Here is a 19674-nt window from a genome sequence, read left to right on the forward strand (position 1 = left end):
TAACTTTGATCACATTCAAATATTTTCAAAAATTTAATATTATTTTATATTACAATTTTTTCTAGGTGGTATTTCCAGGTATTATGTACAGGTACAAAATTAATTATATGAATTTCGTGTTCATGGTTTTAATATGAATAGTTATCTTATGTGGCCTGAAATTAAGGGCGAAAATCTGTTTTTTGTGCACAATGACCAGCTATGGAGGCATAACCTTAAAAGTGGTGAATCATTAGCAATAATTGGTAACGCTGGGGCAATATCAAATCCAAAAACTTCTCCAAATGGAAAGAAAATTGCATTCAGATCCATGAGCAGCAAGGACTCCTGTGCTGAAGTCTATACTGTTGGTATCAACGGGGACAATCTTAAAAGGGTGACATTTATTGGGAGCCCTGCTACAAATGTTGTAGGTTGGAATCCCAAAGGGAATATAATTGTATCATCCGACTACAATACGCCTATGGGAAGATGGATTGAACTTTTTGAGGTCCCATCTGATGGCGGAGAACCAGTAAATCTAGGCTACGGTCCTGCAAATCATGTAGTATATTCAGGCAAAACGACTCTTCTGGGAAGGAATACAAACGATGTTCCTTTTTGGAAAAGGTATGGTGGAGGCACCAGCGGTAGCCTGTGGATCGATCCGGAAAACACAGGAAATTTTAAACTCCTGCTAAAAAACTATGGAAGGATCACCTGCCCCATGATTCACGGGGATAGAGTTTTATTCGTTTCAGATAAAGATGGGATTGCCAACCTGTACTCCATAGATTTTGATGGCAAGAACATAAAAAAGATATCTGATTCTAGGGATTTTTATGTCAGAAATACCAGCATTGATGGAGAAAAAATAGCATATCAGGCCGGGGGAAAAATCTTTATTCTGGATCTTTCAAACGGAAAATCAGAGAAGGTAAGCATAAATGTTAAATCCCCCGGGCCCGAGGAATCCAAGAAATTTGTGAATCCTGAGGATTATCTTACTTCTGCAGTAATTAACAAAGATTCTACCCTTACAGGGATAGTTTCAAGAGGGCATGGTTTTGTAATTAATCCCCAAGGTGGTCCTGTTTATGAAATAAAGAAAAAACCGGATCAGAGAATCAGGAATCTTGAATTTGTAGATGACGAGAACCTCATACTTACAACTTCAGATGGATTGGATGAATTCGTTGTAAAATATAATGTCAGGTCGGCGGAAACCGTCGAAACGAGATTTGATTGGGGTATTGTGCATAGCATATCTCTCTCCCCGGACAGAACAAAACTTGTTCTTCTGAATAATAGATTCGAAATGCATGTCTATGATCTCAAGGATAATAAGTACGTTCTCATTGATTCCTGCGAAAAAGGCTTTATAGAAGACGCAGTCTGGTCGCCAGACAGCAGGTGGATCGCATACAGTTTCAAACATTCTTCTGAAACATCCAATATCCGAATAGCGTCTTCCGATGGGAAAACCAAATTCGACGTAACATCCTCCGGTGGTATTGACTATTGTCCCTCTTTTGATCCAAACGGAGGTTATCTTTACTATATTTCAAGACGCAGCCTGGACCCTGTATATGACAAGATTCTTTTCGATCTCGGATATCCAACTGCTGCAAAAGTAAATGTGGTTTCATTGCGCATTGGCCTGAATTCACCAGCAAACATGGTTCCGGAATCCTATACGGGAAAGGTGGATGAAAAAACTAAATTTAACATTGATGCCGACAACATAGGGAATCGTATAGAAACAATGCCCATGGAAATGGCGGACTATGAAAAAATATTCAGTGACGGATCAAGTGTGTTTTATCTGGAATTTCCGCCGGAAGGGGCAATGAAGTATTATCTTTACAGTACAGGTAAAAGATCATCAGGAACTCTGAAAGCTTATGACATCAAAACAGGAAAGACAAGAGTTGTTGCTTCAGGGGTAAGTGATTTCAGTTTTTCGGGTGACATGAAGAAAATACTTATAGACAGCGGGGGAAAGTACAGGATCACACTTTCATCAACAATATCAATGGGGTTTCCTCTTTCCCCGGGAATGCCAGGAACTCCTGAGGATATCAACATAGATATTCAAAGAATACGTTTCCAGGTAGATCTTAAATCAGAATGGAGCGAAATGTTCAGAGAAGCATGGAAACTTATGAACGAAAACTACTGGAATCCTGAAAAAGTCAAAAAAGAATGGAAAAAGGTATACGACATGTACCAACCCCTGCTTGAAGGTATTTCAACCAGATCGGAGCTATCAGACCTTATTAAAGAAGCAAACGGAGAGTTGGGCACTTCCCATGCCTATGAGATGGGCGGGGACATAACTGAGATGAGAATTCCCAGATCCGGGAAGCTTGGAATCCGGGTAAAATCCGGTGAAAATGGTTTCCATCTGGTTAAAATTTTCAAGGCAGACCAGTCAAACCCTGAAGAGAGGAATCCACTGCTGTTTTTTGGCTTGGATCTGGAAGGATCAACAATCACCGGCATAGACAATGAAATGATCAGTTCCAGGGAACCGCTGGGTAAGTATCTGCTTGGAAAGGGCGGATACTTTGTGAATATGAATTTTTTAGTCAAGGGGAAAAGCCAGATCGTCACGGTAAAAGCTTTGGAAGATGATAAGAGAACACTTTATCGAGACTGGGTTGAGGCAAACCGTTCCTATGTACACAGTAAGACGGATGGAAAAGTGGGGTATGTACACATTCCTGATATGGGACCAATGGGATTTGGAGAATTCCACAGGCTTTTCATACAGGAGTACAGGAAGAACGGACTGATTGTTGATGTCAGGTGGAATGGAGGTGGACATGTTTCACAACTGATACTTGAGAAGTTGAGGAGAGAAATACTGGGATATGATTTCCCCAGAAGAGGGGAACCGGAACATTATCCGGCTTATTCAGTCAATGGACCTATTGTTGCACTTACAAACGAAATGGCAGGTTCTGACGGCGATATTTTTTCACACAGCTTCAAACTCATGAAACTGGGTCCGCTTCTGGGCACAAGAACGTGGGGAGGCGTAGTTGGAATTAACCCCAAGATAACTCTTGTGGATGGTACCACCGTAACTCAACCACAATTTGCATTCTGGTTCAAGGATGTGGGATGGGGTGTTGAAAACTATGGCACTGATCCAGACATTGAGATTGAAAACAGTCCTACAGATTATATTAAACACAGGGATATGCAACTTGACAGGACAATAGATGAAATTAACAGAATAATAAAGGAAAAAGGGAAAATAATACCAGAACTTCCAGACAGAAAATGATGGGATAAATATATCCTAAAGGTCCTGCTCATCTCTGCCAACCATTTTTTTATAAACATAATCCATTTTTTTATTCAACGTGTCAAGATTCTCCATTATTTTAGGGATGTGTTCATTATAGATTTTTTCGAGATTATCTATTTTGGACATAAGAAGGTCTACTTTATTCTGTAGACTCTCTGAAAGCTTTTCCTTTGGAACATTTCCAGCTAAAATATTTCTGGAAACTCTCCTAAAATAATCTTTGTCATATGTTTTATTAAGTTTACCAGGATCCATAGCAAGATCTTTGGCTGAAACATATTTTGAGAAGATAAAGTCAGTAAACTTCAGATCCTTATCTCTGGCCTCATGGCAGTCTTTTTCCTCTGTTGGAACGGATAGCCCATTTGAGAAAACAACCTTTATGCCATTATCAGCACAAACTGGATATTCGAAAGTCTTTATTCGTTCCTCAACCCTACCCTGAAGATCAGAGTAAACAGAAAAAGGAAAAGAACCTTTAAGTGCCTGTACAGTTCGTCTCATCTCAAGAAGTTTCTTGTAGCTTCCAGAAACTGTAATGTCATTTTTAAGGGCGTTGTGATCTAGCGTAATTTTCAATCAGATTTCTATTATAATATTTATGCACCACAAGAAAAATCATGAGCGAAATCAGTAATGCATATTCAAGTGTATTTAATCAGGCCCTCCAGAAGTTCACATCTTTCCAAAAGTCGCTTCAATGGGGTCATTGGAATCGTTTTTTCTTTTTTTTGAGGCAAATCCATCTGTTGCAATCCTCCTGAAGAGCATTATGAGACCAATTATTACAGGTACTGCTGGGATCCACAATATTAAAGGATAGATTAAGTTATATGGTGCTTTGTATGTAGTTTCAAAGACTATCTCACTTGTTTCAAACAGTCCCGCAACCATTAGCTCCAGTACCACAAATAGATATAGAAAGCCTATCCTCTTCATCCTGGAATTGAATTCATCTCCCCTTTTTACCAAAGTATATATAATGTAAATGCTGGCACCAGTTGCAATGGCATAAGATGGCAGCTCTAGCCATGTGTGAGGGAATAAGGCAAGGGAGAAGAATACAGCAAGCCCAGCAGTGTGAAGTTGTGTCCCTTCAACTGATATGATGATGGATGTCTCAATAACTGAAAAAAAATAGAAGAATATTCCCACTATAGGGACAAATTCTATACTGGCTATGAGAAGATTGTGAGGGAAGATGGAAAGAAACATTGGGATAAAGGACTCTCTTGTAATTGAACTCTGCTCGGCCTTGAAATTGTTATAAAGGGCTGCATCGTGGAGACTCAAGGATGATATTGCAACATATATAGCCAGCTCTATTATGAACAGTATGAGGAAGATCCTGCCAAATCTCAGGGAACCATTACTGAAAAGAAAACTATCATCCTTCAATAAACACTAAAGTAAATCAATTAATTAATAGTTTTCCCGTACTCATAATCATCAGCTAAATTCCTGTTCAGGTTTGCGTAAGCTTTAAAACTCTCCTTGAATACATGAACATGCGCCATGCCAGTGTGGATGAAGTGGAAAGGATACAAATCATTTTGAAAGAACTGAGGAATATTGACGGAATAAGGGAAAATCAGATAGGCCATTTCTATTTCAAAGGTAAAAATGTAATCCATTTTCATACTCACCAGGATGACATATATGCTGACATTGGGGATACAAGAATCAAGTTAACTTTACCAATGGATACAGTCCAGATTGCAGAAATTCTCAATAATGTGAATCAATATATGATCAAGATAGCAGAGGAAAGGAGAAAACACTGAAAAGATGCGGGTGCCGGGATTTGGACCCGAGGCACGAGCTTGGCAAGCTCGCGTGTTACCAGGCTACACCACACCCGCCTGAGCCCCAGATCAGCTAAAGGGTATTTATTTTTTTACTTTCAGTAGTTTTCATTGCATCATTTGCATTTCATCGTGTTGTTTCTAATTATCTGATACCTATCATTGAATGGCCTGATGAAAATGAAATATTTCCCTCCATGCAACACCAATTTCCATTTCGTAATTACAGCATAGAATCCATGCATCTTTTTATACATTGAATCATCCAGCACAGTATTTCAGCATTTCCGCAATTATTTAGTAGCTTATCAAGCAACATGATTTTACATGTTGTTGCCTTAACAACATTTCCATCCATGCATCATGTTCAATCCTCTCAATACATTGAGTAAAAGCATAAAAACACAGATATGCACTACCGGCATATTTGTCACACAATGAACTAACTCTTCATACCTTATTTTAGCTGTATACACTACAAAACAATTTTAATATCTTTCCATTTAGCCCTATAGTAAGGTGAATCCATAATGATAATGACAGAAGAGAGGGAAAAGTTTCCCGAAATAAGATTTTCAAGCGATTTCGAAATCAGTAAGAATGCTCCATTCAAGACGGTGGATGAATTCGTAAATGCAGTTGGTCATCTCATCACACAGGACATGATGGTTCTCAGGGTAACGGAGAGTCTCTGCCCAATATGCGTTGATGACGAGAAGTTCGACCAGATGAGGATACCTGCAATAGTATATGAGAATGCAGGGGAAGTGAAACTCATAAAGGAATGCCATGAGCATGGAATAACAAGGGAGAAGTATTGGGAGGACTACGAGATGTACCAGGAGGCAAAGAAGTGGCAGGATCCCGGCGTCAAGATACTCAACCCGCATGTTGCATACCTGGAATCAAAGATAGTCTGCCCCACACACTGCGGACTCTGCATAAAGCACAAGTCACATACCGGTCTGGGCAATGTTGTGGTTACAAACCGCTGCGATCTCTCATGCTGGTACTGCTTCTTCTATGCAAAGGAGAACGAGCCAATATACGAGCCCTCACAGGACCAGGTCAGGATGATGCTGAGAAGGATGAGAAACGAGAAGCCTGTGGGTGCAAACGCAGTACAGATCACAGGTGGAGAGCCTGCAATACGTGACGATATCATAGACATAATCAAGATAGCAAGGGAGGAGGGCTACGAACACATACAGCTCAACACCAACTCAATCAGATCTGCATTCGATCCTGATTTCCCAAAGAAGATAAGAGGTGCAGGATCAAATGTCATATACACAAGCTTCGACGGTCCAACACCCAGATCCAACCCCAAGAACTTCTGGGAGATCCCTGCAGCACTGGAGAACTACAAGAATGCACCACTTGGCGTTGTCCTTGTTCCAACAGTGATTGGAGGCGTCAACGATGCCTATCTCGGCGACATGATCAGGTTCGGCCTTTCCAACATAGATGTTGTCAGGGCTGTCAACTTCCAGCCTGTCAGCCTTGTGGGAAGGATGCCAGACCGCATGAGGGAGAAGCAGAGGATCACCATACCCGGTGCAATAAAGAAGATAGAGCAGCAGACTGATGGAATGATAGGAAGGGAGGACTTCTTCACAGTTCCTTCAACAGCAAAGGTCTCAGACTTCATAGAGCAGCTTAAGGGCAAGGAGATGTACAAACTCTCAATACACTTCGCCTGCGGAATGGGTACATACATATTCAAGGACGGAGACAAGGTCACGCCAATAACAAGGTTCATCGACGTCAGGGGCATGTTCGAATACATAGGGGAACTTGCAGATGAGATGAGGGGATCAAACTTCAGGTCCATAAAGAAGGTATCCACAACATCACGTCTTCTCATGAACCTGAGGAAGTTTGTCGACTACGAAAAGGCACCAACAGACTTCAAGCTCAAGGACATGGTGTACAACGCATTCACGGACGGAGATTACCATGGCCTCAAGGCATTCCACTACAAGAGCATGTTCATAGGCTTCATGCACTTCATGGACCCATACACATACGATGTGGACAGGGTTGAGAGATGCGATATACACTATGCAATGCCTGACGGAAGGGTTGTACCATTCTGTGCATTCAACGTCATACCTGAACTCTACAGGGATGCAACACAGAGGAAGTATTCAATCCCTGCAAGAACATATGAAGAGAGGACAGGAAAGGTCCTAAAGAAGGACAAGTACTTCAGGGACTACAGCAAGGAGGACAAGAAGAACATCATCGCCTTCTATGAGAGAAGCATAGGAAGAAAGCTCAGGGAAGATGAGATCGGCCTGAACCTGGACGAACCAATACCAGTGATATCATCAGAAAAGCCTGAATAAGGCTTTTAGATATATTTTTAATCTCATAAATTTATAAATTCAGAATATTCCCATACTTAGTTCTTCAATATAATTTTTAGATTTTGATAGATTTATAGGCTGATTTTCTACTATATGGTCAGAGACTATGAGATGAAGATTCGACAGGTGCGTCCATAATATCCTTTTTATTGAAATGCAATAAACCGGCGAATAACCATTTTTATCAAAAAAAGCATCTGCTGTTTCTGTTAGCTCCTTTGCATCTTTTGTTAGTTGCAGTAGATAAACTGTGTTAAACAGGAAATAGGCATAATATATAATTTATACTTTTATAGAATTAAATTTAACTGAATCTGAAAATCGAAAGAATGAATGTTTGACCATTGTTGAAATCCCATTATTTAGCATTGGAAGTTAAGATAACGAAATTCATTAGCAATGTTAACAGAATTCTTTGAAAGTTACCATCTCCTTGATTCTTTCTAAATTTCATGGGTGCTGCTAGTACACTCTATCTAGTCACCATTCGGCTTTGGGATTGCATTTCAGACCTGATCTGTTTCGCATGATCTTAATGGCAGGTCGGTATCCATGCCTCATTTCAAATGGATTTATTCAATTATTCTTGGAAAATTGCATTTATGCATAAAAGCATACGCAGAATCAACTTGAAAAATAATGGTTATGATATAGGTATGGATACTTTAGCGCAGTTATCAGCAAAGTTGACTATATATTCAAGTGTGAAATAGACTGCTAAGAATGGCGTTGAAAGCAAAAGAAAGGAGGTTTGAATTACTGGATCATACTGCTGATCTGTCGGTTAAAATATATGGAAAATCAGACGAAGAAATATTCTCCAACGCACTTTACGCATTTAATAAAATAACTGTTGACGAGTTTGATGGTATTTCTGGCGAAAATCAGTTCATAATAAGATCTTCCAATATTGAGAATATATTTGTCGATTTCCTATCACGGTTTATATTCGAACTTGATGTTAATGAGATAATTCATACAAGTATTAATGAAATATCCATAGGTAATAATTCAATATTCGTACGATTAAATTATATTGAGGTAAAAGAACCTCACAAATATTTGAATGTAATTAAAGGGGTAACATACCATAATCTCACATATGATGTAGAAAATGGATATGCAATTGTAGTATTCGATGTTTGATTATTGGCAAAATCAGATAAGATTTTTCCTTAGAGATTGGCTAGAGATTATTTTGAAATTTTATATCATAAATTCATATTTTTTATAATGCACATGGTAAAGAACATTCAAGCTGACCATTGATCAATAAATCAATCAGTTAAAAGAAAATCATGCTAAGGAATCATTTATTAAGCGCAAGAGGTCAGATTATTTATTTATCAGTCTTGGTACTTATAATCTCCACAGCAGTGATAGCAGTTTTAATATGACTCAGGGCAAGTTAATAAATTATGGATAATTAAGATTAAATTTCATTTTTCTAATCTATTCTACTTTGCCTTAATGAATTCTCACCTCTTAAGGCATTGGAAGTTTTTTCTTCTTATTATTTTCTTTATCCTTTCCAGATTATTTTTCATCTTCAGTAATGTCTCCTCTGCTCTGTCTTAGAGATCCTCATAGATCATAGGGCAGAAATTTAAAAGTTCCTGATACTTCAGGGCATTCCATGCTTATTCATCATGATCATCATTATGATTAAGTTCTGGGGAGTGTGCTGGAATACCTCTTGTTACCATGGATCTCAGATAGGATCTGGCCAAGGAACTTTATGATGCAATCATAATTCATGACATTCACAATCATGAAGTAAAGATCTCCAGCCTCTGTGACAGGAGAGTATATTCACATCTTCTCCCTCTCTTCCCTCACATCAATACTACAACAAAGCATTTGCATGTTACTATATATAAAACACAATATTCAAAATTAATTAACCTAAAGGGTAGTAATGCACCATAAAGAATCAATGGTGAAGTACAAAAAATTTTAAGATGAGTTGAGATCAGCATCAATGTCTTCCTTAATGGCATCAAAACTCTTCTTCACCAGAGGAGTAGGTAGAGGTGAAAGCATGCTTCAATCTTTTGAAGAGGCTCTGAGAGACGGAGGAATAGCACCTTTTAACCTGGTAAGCATAAGCTCAATTTTTCCACCATATGCAGAAGTTGTTTCAAGGGAGGAAGGCATGAAACTTCTTACCCCCGGTCAGATACTGTTTACAGTTCTTGCTAGAAATTCATCTGAGGAGCTGAACAGGATGATTTCTGCTGCAATAGGTTACGCTCTTCCTACAGACAGGAGCAAATGGGGGTATCTCAGTGAACATCACAGTTTCGGAGAAACTGAGAAAACTGCGGGTTATTATGCTGAAAAACTTGCTGCAGAAATGCTTGCAAGTACAATGGGGCAGACCAGGGATCTGGTATGGGACAGGGAACGTGAAGAATACGTCCTTAATGATAAAATACTGACAACAAAAAACATATGCTCAAGCGCGGTTGTTATGAAATCGGGAGAATGGACAACTACCATAGCAGCCGCGGTGCTCATCGTTTAAATGATTAATTATGTCTGAAAATATTGAAAAAAAATGGCAGGAAAATTGGGACAGATATGGCGTGTTTGTTCCAAAAATCGACAGTAAAAAACCAAAATTTCTGATTACTGTGCCATGGCCCTATACCAACGGATCACTTCACGTTGGACATGGAAGAACATACACACTGGCAGACATAATCGCCAGATTCAAAAGAACACAGGGTTTCAATGTTCTATTTCCAATGGCATTCCATCAGAGTGGAACTCCAATACTTGCATTTTCCGAAAGGATCAGCAGGGGGGATCCTGTGACAATAAAGCAGTACCAGGATTATCTGAGCGAATATGAAAAAGCTGAAGATATCCCGCTCAAGATAGCTGAATTCAAGGACCCTAAGGCAATAGCATCCTATTTCTCCAGCAAGATTATAGAAGATTTCAGGGATCTTGGCTATAGCATTGACTGGACAAGGGTATTCACCTCTGCCGACCCTGAGTATCAGGAATTTGTCAGGTGGCAGTTTCTGAAACTCGATTCACTTGGACTCATCAGGCAGGGATCCTATCCAGTCCTCTACAGTATGGATGATGATAATGCAGTGGGGGAGGACGATATCAAAGATGGGGATTTAGATAAAGTTTCATGGGAAGAATTTACTGCAATATTCTTCAGAGGAAAAGAGTTCGCACTTGTAGCTGCTTCATTGAGACCGGAGACAGTATTCGGCATAACTAACCTCTGGATTGCGAAAGATGGAAACTATGTGCTCTGCAGCCTCAATGGTGAAAAGATAGCAGTTACTGAGGAAGCTTATAAGAAGATGAGTTTCCAGGCAGAAAATATAAAATTTATTAGAAATCTTCAACATAAGGAGATCACCTCACAGAAATTCCAGTCTCCTCTCAGTGAATTAAATATCCCAGTCTTTGAAACATCATTTGTTGATCCAGACAATGGAACTGGAGTGGTATATTCAGTGCCGGGTCATTCAGTCTGGGACTACGTTGCAAGAATGGACATGGGGGAAGATCTGAATGTACCTGTCATCATTGAAATAGATTCAAAGAAAACTGACATGAAGGCTATTATTTCGTCATACAGGATTCAAGACCTTAAGGATAACGAGAAGATAAAGGATGCAACACAGTTTCTGTACAGAGAAGAGTTTTACAAGGGCAAGATGTCCGGAAATAACGGAAAATATTCAGGAAAGAGTGTAAAAGAAGCAAGAGAATTGATTAAAAATGATCTCATTGCAGAAAAAAACGCATTCATCTTTTACGAAACCTCCAGGAAAGCAGAGACAAGGTCTGGATCAAAGGTTATAGTTGCTGTTCTTCGTGATCAGTGGTTTATTGACTATGGGGTTGGGTGGTGGAAAGAATCTTCACGAAAACTTGTAGAAAACATGATGTTCTATCCTGAATTCTACAGGAAAAACATGCTTGATGCCATAGACTGGCTGAGGGAAAGGCCATGTGCAAGACGGAGAGGGCTCGGAACAAAGCTTCCAATGGATCCAAAGTGGGTGATAGAGTCCCTGTCGGATTCCACCATATATCCAGAGGTTTACACCAATATAATGCAGCTGAAGAAGATAAAAGAAGAACTGGGGAATCTGGATACATCTGTCATGGAATATATCTATGGTTATTCCGACAGCATCCCTGAAAGCATTCCAGAAAATATCCAGGAAACAATACAAGAGGCAAGGGAATCAAGAAATTACTGGTATGGCGTGGACCTGAGGCTTACTGCATATCCTCATATGAGTAATCATCTTGCATTCTATGTAATGAACCACGCAGCACTTTTCAAGGGAAAGGATCTGCCTGGAGGTCTTGTAGTTTCCAGCCTGGTTGTTTCAAACGGCTCGAAAATATCAAAGAGCAAGGGAAATGTGATCTCGCTTCTGAGCATTACAAGAAAGTATTCGGCAGATATTTACAGGCTTTATGTGGCAGTTTCAGCCGATATTGGTTCCACAATGGACTGGAATGAAAACGATCTCTCATCTGTAATAAGGAAATATGAGAATTTCGTGGAGATGATGGAGAATTTCAAACCTGTAAAACCAACAGGAACGAGGCCTGAAAAATGGTTTGAAGCACGTTTCAAAAAAAATCTCTCGACTTTCATGGACAGTATGGAAAGCTACAACATTCGCAATGCTGCCATAACAATATTCTATGACGTCATGAATGATTTGAAGTATGCAGAGTCAAGAGGCGCCAGCAGAAGTTCCCTCCTCAGTATAATCATTAAGGAATGGATCATTTCAATGTCAATTTTTATTCCACATACTTCGGAAGAATATTGGCACAGATATATCCAGGATAGTTTTGTAAGCATTGCCAGCCTGGAAAGGCCTTGGTTCCAGGGATGGGAGGATGAAATAATTTCCGAGGAGGAATACTTGCAGGAGATAATAGGAGACATAAGGGAGATTGGAAAAGCAACAGGCATAGATCCATCCAGTGTAATCATAAGTGTTGCCGGAAAAAAAATTATGGAAATGGTAAGTAAGATAAATAAGGAGGGCACAAAAAACCTGAATTCCTGGGAAAAACAGTTTGTTCCGGAATTCATGAAAAACAGGAAGCGTATTTCCCAGAGGGTCAGGGACGAATTCTCTCTTCTTCAGGAAAGCAGGCAGTATATTTCAGCCACACTGGGATGCAATGTTGAAATTATTTTTGATGAACCAGGAAAATCAAAAAAGACTGCCTGGCCAGGAAGGCCTTCAATAGTACTGCAGTGACCCTGAGAAATAATTTATAAATCCCCCCAATAGGGGGATCATGCAATCTAAATGGGAAAACCAAACCTTCAAAGATGATCTTGATGAGAGGGTGTATTCATCACATTTGCTGGGTTCAGTTCCTGATCTGGTACTTCATGGGGGAGGAAACACATCGATTAAGAGAGAGGAGATTCTGCATACAGGTAAAAAAGCTGCGGTTTTGAGAGTAAAGGGGAGTGGATGGGATCTTGCAACTATAAAAAGGGAGGGTTTCACGGGGATTAGGATGGATGACCTTCTGGCCGCCAAAGACATCCTGGAAATGACGGATCAGGAAATGGTTGACTATATGAAAAAAAGTATGGTTGATCCATCTGAACCTTCGCCATCTGTTGAAACTTTTCTTCACGCCTTTCTCCCTTTCAAATTTGTTGACCATTCACATGCTGACAGCATACTTGCAATAACCAATAGAAATGTCTCCCAGGATGAGATCAAGTCTATATTTGGAAATGTGGTAGTTATACCATATTCTCCACCAGGATTCAAACTGGCAAGAAGTGTACTTGAAAGGCTTGGATCCATAAGTCCGGATACAGAGGGGATAATACTTGAAATGCATGGACTTTTCACATTTGGCGACAGCGCCAAAGAAAGCTATGAGAGACACATCCACCTGGTGACAGTTGCAGAGGACTTCATAAAGAAGAAGGTCAATAGAAATATATTCACGCAAAAATTCCAAGCATTATCAATAGAATCAATTTCAGATTCACTACCGGCTATCAGGGGAATGATCTCAAAAAGATCAAAAAAGATATTGAACATTTGCAATTCACCCGAAGCTATTGAAATAGCCTGTTCGGAAGAGGCCGAAAAATTCACGCAAAGAGGGCCAGCCACCCCAGACATGATAATAAGAACAAAGCACGATTACATCTATTGCCCGGATGTCAAGGGTCTTGAAAGTCAGGTTGCGGAATATGAGAAAAAATATGAGGATCAGTACAGCAGATACGTATCAGATTATCCCATGCATGATCCCTTTCCGCCAATAATTGTTGTTAGAGGAACGGGAATTATAACTTCAGGGATTTCTGCAAAAGAAGCGGAAATAGTAAGAGACCAGTTTGTCCATTCAATGAGGGTCAATTCAATTGCAGAAAAACTTTCCGGGCAGCGATTCATAGATCTGGATCTTTCCTATAGCATGGAATATTGGCCGCTGGAAGAGGCGAAACTGAAAAAATTTAAACCAATGCCACTGCAGGGTTGCATATCCCTGGTTACCGGTGCGGCCAACGGAATCGGCTATGTTGCCTCCCTGAAGCTTGCACAGAAAGGTTCAGCAATTGTGATGTGCGATATAGATCCGGAAGTATCAAAAAAAGCCCAGGAGATAGAAACCATGACAAGATCTCCTGTGCTGCCATATGTACTTGATATTTCAAGTGAACAGGAAATAAGGGCGATGTTTCATAATGTAAGGAAAAAGTTCGGAGGAGTGGATATTGTATTCAACAATGCAGGCATCCTTAAATCAGCTGCAATCGAGGATCTGGATGTAAAGGATCTGGACAGGCATTATGCAATCATAGGAAGAGGTTCATTTATTATCTCACAGGAAGCGTTCAGGATTATGAAAGCACAGGGTATTGGCGGGAATATTGTTTTCAACATAACCAAGAATTTAACAAACCCGGGACCTGAAATGACTTCATATGGATCCGCAAAGGCATTTGCTGCATACGTGTGCCATTATGTGGCAAAAGAGGGTGGAAAATACGGAATAAGGGCCAATATAATAAACCCTGACAAAGTTTTCAAAGGATCAAAAATATGGGAAAACGGTGTACTTGAGGCCAGAGCAAGGGCAAAAGGGCAGACTGTTGATGAATACAAGACACAGAATCTTTTGAGAAGGGAAGTTCTTCCTGAACATGTTGCAAACGTTCTGCTTGCCCTTGTGGATGAGGAGACTTTCGGTGCGACAACGGACGCAATGATACCTGTGGATGGCGGTGTCAAATAATATCAATATTTACCTCAGGAAGTGCCCGATTACTTTTGTGATTTTGAAGCCAATGCCGAAATTCCTCAGATCCTTCCTGGCAAAAAGTGCAGCTTTAAGGTCCTGAATATGAAAATTTTCTCCCCTCTGGACCTTTGAAAGCAAACGGTAAAGCTCTGGGTAAGATCTAAAATTTTTTATTATTTCGCCTGAATATTTTATCTTTACCTCTTCCAGATCGTCATTCTTTCTCAGGCACTGAAATAGTATCTCTGCAGATTTAAGTGAAGGGATTATCCCTTCGCCTGTTATTGGGGAAACTGTCCCTATTGCCTCCCCAGTTCCAATTACATTATCTCTTGATATCTGGTCAAAAAGAGGTTTAAGGCGTATCTTTCTCCCGGTAACCCTGAGATGAGGAACAGGCTTGAGATACGAATCAATCATCTCAAGGTCAACCGCTCCAGACCCGATATGATAGTGGTCTCCAAGTGGGAACTCCCAGTAGTAACCCTTTCCTCCTTCAAAGAAATAAAAATAGAAGTCACTGTGATGGGCAGAATCTGTCAGGTATTCTCTGGCCGGCATAAGAAGATCGGACGTGTGCTTGCCCAGATAGAATCTTGATACGCCTGTAGCATCAACCACAAGATTGAACTCGCCAGAAATGATCTCTCTTTTAGTGTCCAACCCATCAATCATATCCCTTTCCAGCATGTTCTTGTCAATTGTGCAAAGCCCCATTGATCCAAACTCTATAGGTTTGAAGTTATGGCCTGAAAAAGTTATTTTTGATGATCTTGAGAGTACATATTTATCAGCATCAATCCCTATTTTCTTCATGTAAATTTTAAGTTTTTTGATATTTGTTGCGTAGCCGCAGGGAATGTAATAATTCGGTACTTTGGGGTCGAAGCCTGTTACGTTGAATCCTGAATCTTTCATCCTTCTCAAAAGATAAGAACCCGATATTCCCAGACCTCCAATCGCTATGCTTCCTATTTTCAACAGGACTGTATAAGTTTCGCAGTATATTATTTTCATTGCCCGATGAGAATGCAAAAGATTAAAATGGCATATTTCTAAGGAATTTAAATGGAGAATCATTTGAATAAATATTTCATTAAATTCTCATACATTGGTTTCATGTTCTCCGGTTTCCAGAGAGGGAACGGGGATAACAGCATTGAAGACAGCATTATCAGATGTCTTGAGAGAAACGGCATGGATGGTGAAATTCACTCTGCCGCAAGGACGGACAGAGGTGTATCTGCTGTTGGAAATGTATTCTCAATGGAAGCCGATAAACCAATTGAAAAGATCATGGGAATACTCAATGCAGGTGTGAAAAACTGTGTTTTTCACTCATTTGCCAATGTAACAAAAGGTGCCAATCCTAGGCACAATAAAATGAAACATTACCGTTATTTCTTGCCGTGGATTGATGACCACATTGCATTTGACAGGTTTATTATGAAATTCAAAGGAGAACATGATTTTTCGGGATTCTGCAGGAGAGACCACCGGAATCCTGTCAGAACAATAAGTGAAATAAGGTCAACCTGGGAGAATGGATACGGATTTATAGATTTCTATGGAAGGAGTTTTGTCTGGAACCAGATTAGATCCATAGTCGGTTTTTCCATGAAACACTTTACTGAACAGGATTATAATCCATTCACCAATGGAGTTGTAAATTCATACATAGCACCTGCTGAAAACCTGGTGCTGATTGACATAACCTATGAGGGTATAAAGTTCAGGAGAGTGCCAATCAGGTCCAAGGAGAAGTATGTTTCACGTTTATGGGAAAGGCAGTTTGCTGATTTTCATGCTATAGATTCCATTCTCCGGCTTCAGGATCAGGATAACGGAATATGATTAACACTTCATTCTCACGAAGCAATGTTTGCGTTAATGTTTTATGCTGGCTTGAATACAAGTGCAGAAAGTGATAGAAAGGTTTGTCAGTTAGAAAATTGCCTTTCCAGATAGGCACAATAAACATGGCAAGGGCCGTTTATGCGCTCAACTGGTTCAATATAGCTCCTGGGCTTGCTGATATAGCATCATCTCTGAACCTTAAGATCGTGGATCTTGGTATCATTACCACCGGCTTTTACATAGGTCTGGCACCGTTTCAGATTGCTGGTGGAGTTATTGCTTCAAAGATTGGAAACAGGATAACATCATTCATTGGTCTCCTGATTTTAGGTTCATTTGTCATAGTTTCCGGCCTTTCCGGGTCACTAATAGAACTCTTCATTGCCAGGATGTTTGAAGGCATTGGTTCCTCCCTTTTCTTCTCCCCAGCACTTGGAATGCTTAGCGAAATAGTTCCAGACAGAAGCAGGAGTTTTCATATAGGACTTTTCAACGGATCCTTCAATATAGGGGGCGGAATTGGAATCCTTGGCTGGACTTATCTGGATAGTGTTTACAGCTGGAGATTTCCTCTTGAGCTTGCAGGTATGATCATGATTGCAGTGGCTATTTTGAATTTTATAATGGTTTCCGGCATTCCACAATCACACAGGAGCACTGTTCCACTTTCCAAAAGAGTAAAAACAGCCCTACGGACAAGAATTCTCTGGATACTCCCTCTGGCAGCATTGATAGGAATTCTTGCTGAAACTATCACAGGACAGCTCTTTGTCTATTATGCAGAAGTCCATCTTGGCATGGATTCAGGTCTTGCCAGCATACTTGGTACGGCGTTTCTCCTGTTCGGGTTCGCCGGGGGTACCATTGGTGGATATCTTTATGGGCGTTCCTCAAGAAAAAATCCTATTTTTGTGGGTTCAATGGTTCTTACTGGACTCCTGATCATTATAATCCCTTTATTTTCAAATTTTATAATTCTCCTTGCGGTCATGGCAGCTCTTGGTATTATGACGGTTGCAGTTCTTTCTATTCTGTATGAAAAGGTAGTGAACGCTACAAAAGACAAAAGCATGGTCTCCTTCAATCTTTCGTTTATAAATTTTATACAGAACATCTTTGGTTCCCTTTCTCCTTTCTTTTTCACTGTTCTCGTGCTTTTTTACGGATACGGTTTTTCATGGTTTACAATAGGCTTTTCCGGAATTGTTTTAATTTTACTTCTGTTATTTGTGAGAAAATCATACTGATCAAGCAGGTTTTTAAACAGATCACATATAACTGAATGTGCTTTTTTCAGAACTTACAGAAAGCTTTCAGGCAATGGGTGATACCAGGAAAAGGCTGGAATTGACAGAGATCCTCAGAAAGTTATTTCAAAATGCAGGTGACGATCTTCCCCAACTTGCCTATCTGCTGCAGGGAAAAGTGTTGCCTGACTATTATGGAGTTGAAATGGGCATAGCAGACAAACTTATAATTAAAGCACTCAGCCATGTGTCGGGTAAGAGTGAAGAAGAGATTCAGGAAGATTATACAAAAACAGGAGATCTGGGGCAGGTTGCATATAACGTCACAGAGAGGAAGACACAGAAAGCTTTATTTTCCACGTCAATGACACTTGACTACGTCTACCAGTCACTTTTGAAGATATCAAAAATCTCTGGAAGCGGAAGTATAAGGGTTAAGACTGATATATACACTGATCTTATATTGAACGGCACTCCAGCCGATGCAATGTACATTACAAGGATTGTCAGCGGAAAATTAAGATTGGGGGTATCGGATGCAACGATTCTTGATGCTCTTGCTCTTGCCTTCACGGATTCAGAGAAAAAGGAGATAGCAACTACCGCTTATAATTTTCATCCAGATATTGGTTACATAGCTGATCTCCTAAGAAAGGGGAAGATAGAAGACCTTGAGAAAATAGGTCCGGAACCAATGATACCCATGAAGGTCATGCTGGCGGAGAGACTCCCGGATATTGGAGATATACTTGCAAAAATGGAAGGAACCGCATCTCTTGAATACAAATATGACGGGATGAGGGCTCAGATACACAAGAAGGAAAAAGAGGTAAGGATTTTTTCCAGAAGCAGCGAAGAGACCACCGGCCAGTTTCCTGACATTGTAAAAAACGTACTGAGTACTTTCAAGGCTGATTCCCTGATTCTTGATGGAGAGGCAGTACCGTTTAATCCAGAAACAGGGGATCTATATCCCTTTCAGGCTGTATCCCAGAGAAGAGGAAGGAAATACCATCTGGATGAGATATCTGATGATATTCCCATAGTTGTCTTTCTCTTTGACATTCTTTACAAAAATGGAGAACCCCTGCAAAATCTGCCATATCTGAAGAGGAGGGAGATACTCAAAGAAACATTCCAGGAGGACAATAGCTTCAAGCTTTCGTCAAGCCTGGTTACTTCAAATAAAGACGAGGCCGAGAAATTTATAGAAGAATCCATAAGCAGTGGCTGTGAGGGGATAGTTGCCAAAAACATTACTGATAAATCCATATACAGAGCAGGTTCCAGAGGATGGTTATGGATTAAATATAAGAGAGACTATGAAGCCAATCTCGGTGATAGCCTTGATCTTGTTGTTATTGGTGCCTTTTCCGGGCATGGAAGAAGAAAGGGTACATATGGAGCACTGCTGATGGCTTCCTATAATAATGAAACAGGTATTTACCAGTCTGTTTGCAAACTGGGTACTGGCTTCACGGATGATGTACTGTTCAACCTTCCAAAGATGTTTTCCGAATATACAGTTAAAGAAAAACCAGCGAATGTCCAATCCGGGTTGATACCAGACATATGGATTATACCCAATTTTGTTATGGAAATAGTAGGATCCGAAATAACGTTAAGCCCTATTCATTCCACTGCCTTTGGATTAATCAAGGAGAAGGCGGGGCTTGCCATAAGATTTCCAAGATTCACCGGAAAGTGGAGAAATGATAAAAGGCCCGATGATGCCACTACAGTTAATGAAATAATAAATATGTACAAAAATCAGAAAAAAAATATTGGAAATTTGCTGGAATAAT

The 19674-nt window shown here is 40.0% G+C and carries 13 protein-coding genes and 1 tRNA gene; 10 read left to right on the plus strand and 4 right to left on the minus strand.

What is annotated here, in order from left to right:
• Nucleotides 1-133: 133 nt before the first annotated feature.
• Nucleotides 134-3274, plus strand: a complete 3141-nt coding sequence (locus tag OXIME_RS02940) for a S41 family peptidase (RefSeq protein ID WP_393971986.1) — start codon at nucleotides 134-136, stop codon at nucleotides 3272-3274.
• 15 nt (nucleotides 3275-3289) lie between these two features.
• On the opposite strand, the gene OXIME_RS02945 is transcribed toward OXIME_RS02940, so the two are convergent.
• On the minus strand, nucleotides 3290-3877 hold the full coding sequence (locus OXIME_RS02945) for a hypothetical protein (RefSeq protein WP_393971987.1): 588 nt from the start codon (nucleotides 3875-3877) through the stop codon (nucleotides 3290-3292).
• 96 nt (nucleotides 3878-3973) lie between these two features.
• Nucleotides 3974-4696 (minus strand): stage II sporulation protein M, encoded by a 723-nt coding sequence (locus tag OXIME_RS02950; RefSeq protein ID WP_393971988.1) that lies wholly within the window; start codon nucleotides 4694-4696, stop codon nucleotides 3974-3976.
• A 104-nt stretch (nucleotides 4697-4800) separates the two neighbouring features.
• Between OXIME_RS02950 and OXIME_RS02955 the strand changes: the two genes are divergently transcribed.
• Nucleotides 4801-5082, plus strand: coding sequence for a hypothetical protein (locus OXIME_RS02955; RefSeq protein WP_393971989.1), 282 nt, complete (start codon nucleotides 4801-4803; stop codon nucleotides 5080-5082).
• 5 nt (nucleotides 5083-5087) lie between these two features.
• On the opposite strand, the gene OXIME_RS02960 is transcribed toward OXIME_RS02955, so the two are convergent.
• Nucleotides 5088-5160 (minus strand) — tRNA-Gly (locus tag OXIME_RS02960).
• A 473-nt stretch (nucleotides 5161-5633) separates the two neighbouring features.
• Between OXIME_RS02960 and tes the strand changes: the two genes are divergently transcribed.
• The 5 genes from tes to OXIME_RS02985 all read left to right on the plus strand — a co-directional run bounded on the left by tes (nucleotide 5634) and on the right by OXIME_RS02985 (nucleotide 14759).
• Nucleotides 5634-7454 (plus strand): tetraether lipid synthase Tes, encoded by a 1821-nt coding sequence (tes, locus tag OXIME_RS02965; RefSeq protein WP_393971666.1) that lies wholly within the window; start codon nucleotides 5634-5636, stop codon nucleotides 7452-7454.
• Nucleotides 7455-8198: 744 nt separating this feature from the next.
• The gene (locus OXIME_RS02970; RefSeq protein WP_393971990.1) at nucleotides 8199-8621 is read left to right on the plus strand and encodes an archease; all 423 of its coding nucleotides are present in this window, start codon (nucleotides 8199-8201) and stop codon (nucleotides 8619-8621) included.
• A gap of 835 nt (nucleotides 8622-9456) precedes the next feature.
• Complete coding sequence (locus tag OXIME_RS02975) at nucleotides 9457-10002, plus strand: pyruvoyl-dependent arginine decarboxylase (protein ID WP_393971991.1); 546 nt, start codon at nucleotides 9457-9459, stop codon at nucleotides 10000-10002.
• A gap of 10 nt (nucleotides 10003-10012) precedes the next feature.
• Nucleotides 10013-12745: a leucine--tRNA ligase gene (gene leuS / locus OXIME_RS02980; RefSeq protein WP_393971992.1), complete on the plus strand. Its 2733-nt coding sequence runs from the start codon at nucleotides 10013-10015 to the stop codon at nucleotides 12743-12745.
• A gap of 40 nt (nucleotides 12746-12785) precedes the next feature.
• Nucleotides 12786-14759, plus strand: a complete 1974-nt coding sequence (locus tag OXIME_RS02985) for a bifunctional aldolase/short-chain dehydrogenase (RefSeq protein WP_393971993.1) — start codon at nucleotides 12786-12788, stop codon at nucleotides 14757-14759.
• 9 nt (nucleotides 14760-14768) lie between these two features.
• Here OXIME_RS02985 and OXIME_RS02990 read toward each other — a convergent pair whose 3' ends face one another.
• A complete protein-coding gene (locus tag OXIME_RS02990) occupies nucleotides 14769-15746 on the minus strand; it encodes an NAD(P)/FAD-dependent oxidoreductase (RefSeq protein ID WP_393971994.1) in 978 nt (325 codons plus the stop codon).
• Nucleotides 15747-15833: 87 nt separating this feature from the next.
• Between OXIME_RS02990 and OXIME_RS02995 the strand changes: the two genes are divergently transcribed.
• From OXIME_RS02995 to OXIME_RS03005, 3 genes are all read left to right on the plus strand, one after another.
• Nucleotides 15834-16619 carry a hypothetical protein gene (locus OXIME_RS02995; protein WP_393971995.1) on the plus strand — a complete coding sequence of 262 codons (786 nt, stop codon included), beginning with the start codon at nucleotides 15834-15836 and terminating at the stop codon, nucleotides 16617-16619.
• Nucleotides 16620-16702: 83 nt separating this feature from the next.
• Nucleotides 16703-17869 (plus strand): MFS transporter, encoded by a 1167-nt coding sequence (locus tag OXIME_RS03000; protein WP_393971996.1) that lies wholly within the window; start codon nucleotides 16703-16705, stop codon nucleotides 17867-17869.
• Nucleotides 17870-17906: 37 nt separating this feature from the next.
• On the plus strand, nucleotides 17907-19673 hold the full coding sequence (locus OXIME_RS03005; RefSeq protein ID WP_393971997.1) for an ATP-dependent DNA ligase: 1767 nt from the start codon (nucleotides 17907-17909) through the stop codon (nucleotides 19671-19673).
• Nucleotide 19674: the final 1 nt, after the last annotated feature.

This window comes from Oxyplasma meridianum, assembly GCF_038024865.1.
GTDB classification, from domain to species: domain Archaea; phylum Thermoplasmatota; class Thermoplasmata; order Thermoplasmatales; family Thermoplasmataceae; genus Oxyplasma; species Oxyplasma meridianum.

Bases quoted from the DNA above. Each gene is read 5' to 3' on its own strand.
- OXIME_RS02940 (WP_393971986.1), top strand. From the start codon at position 134: ATGAATAGTTATCTTATGTGGCCTGAAATTAAGGGCGAAAATCTGTTT.
- OXIME_RS02955 (WP_393971989.1), top strand. From the start codon at position 4,801: ATGAACATGCGCCATGCCAGTGTGGATGAAGTGGAAAGGATACAAATC.
- OXIME_RS02985 (WP_393971993.1), top strand. From the start codon at position 12,786: ATGCAATCTAAATGGGAAAACCAAACCTTCAAAGATGATCTTGATGAG.
- OXIME_RS02975 (WP_393971991.1), top strand. From the start codon at position 9,457: ATGTCTTCCTTAATGGCATCAAAACTCTTCTTCACCAGAGGAGTAGGT.
- OXIME_RS02995 (WP_393971995.1), top strand. From the start codon at position 15,834: ATGGAGAATCATTTGAATAAATATTTCATTAAATTCTCATACATTGGT.
- OXIME_RS02970 (WP_393971990.1), top strand. From the start codon at position 8,199: ATGGCGTTGAAAGCAAAAGAAAGGAGGTTTGAATTACTGGATCATACT.
- tes (WP_393971666.1), top strand. From the start codon at position 5,634: ATGATAATGACAGAAGAGAGGGAAAAGTTTCCCGAAATAAGATTTTCA.
- leuS (WP_393971992.1), top strand. From the start codon at position 10,013: ATGTCTGAAAATATTGAAAAAAAATGGCAGGAAAATTGGGACAGATAT.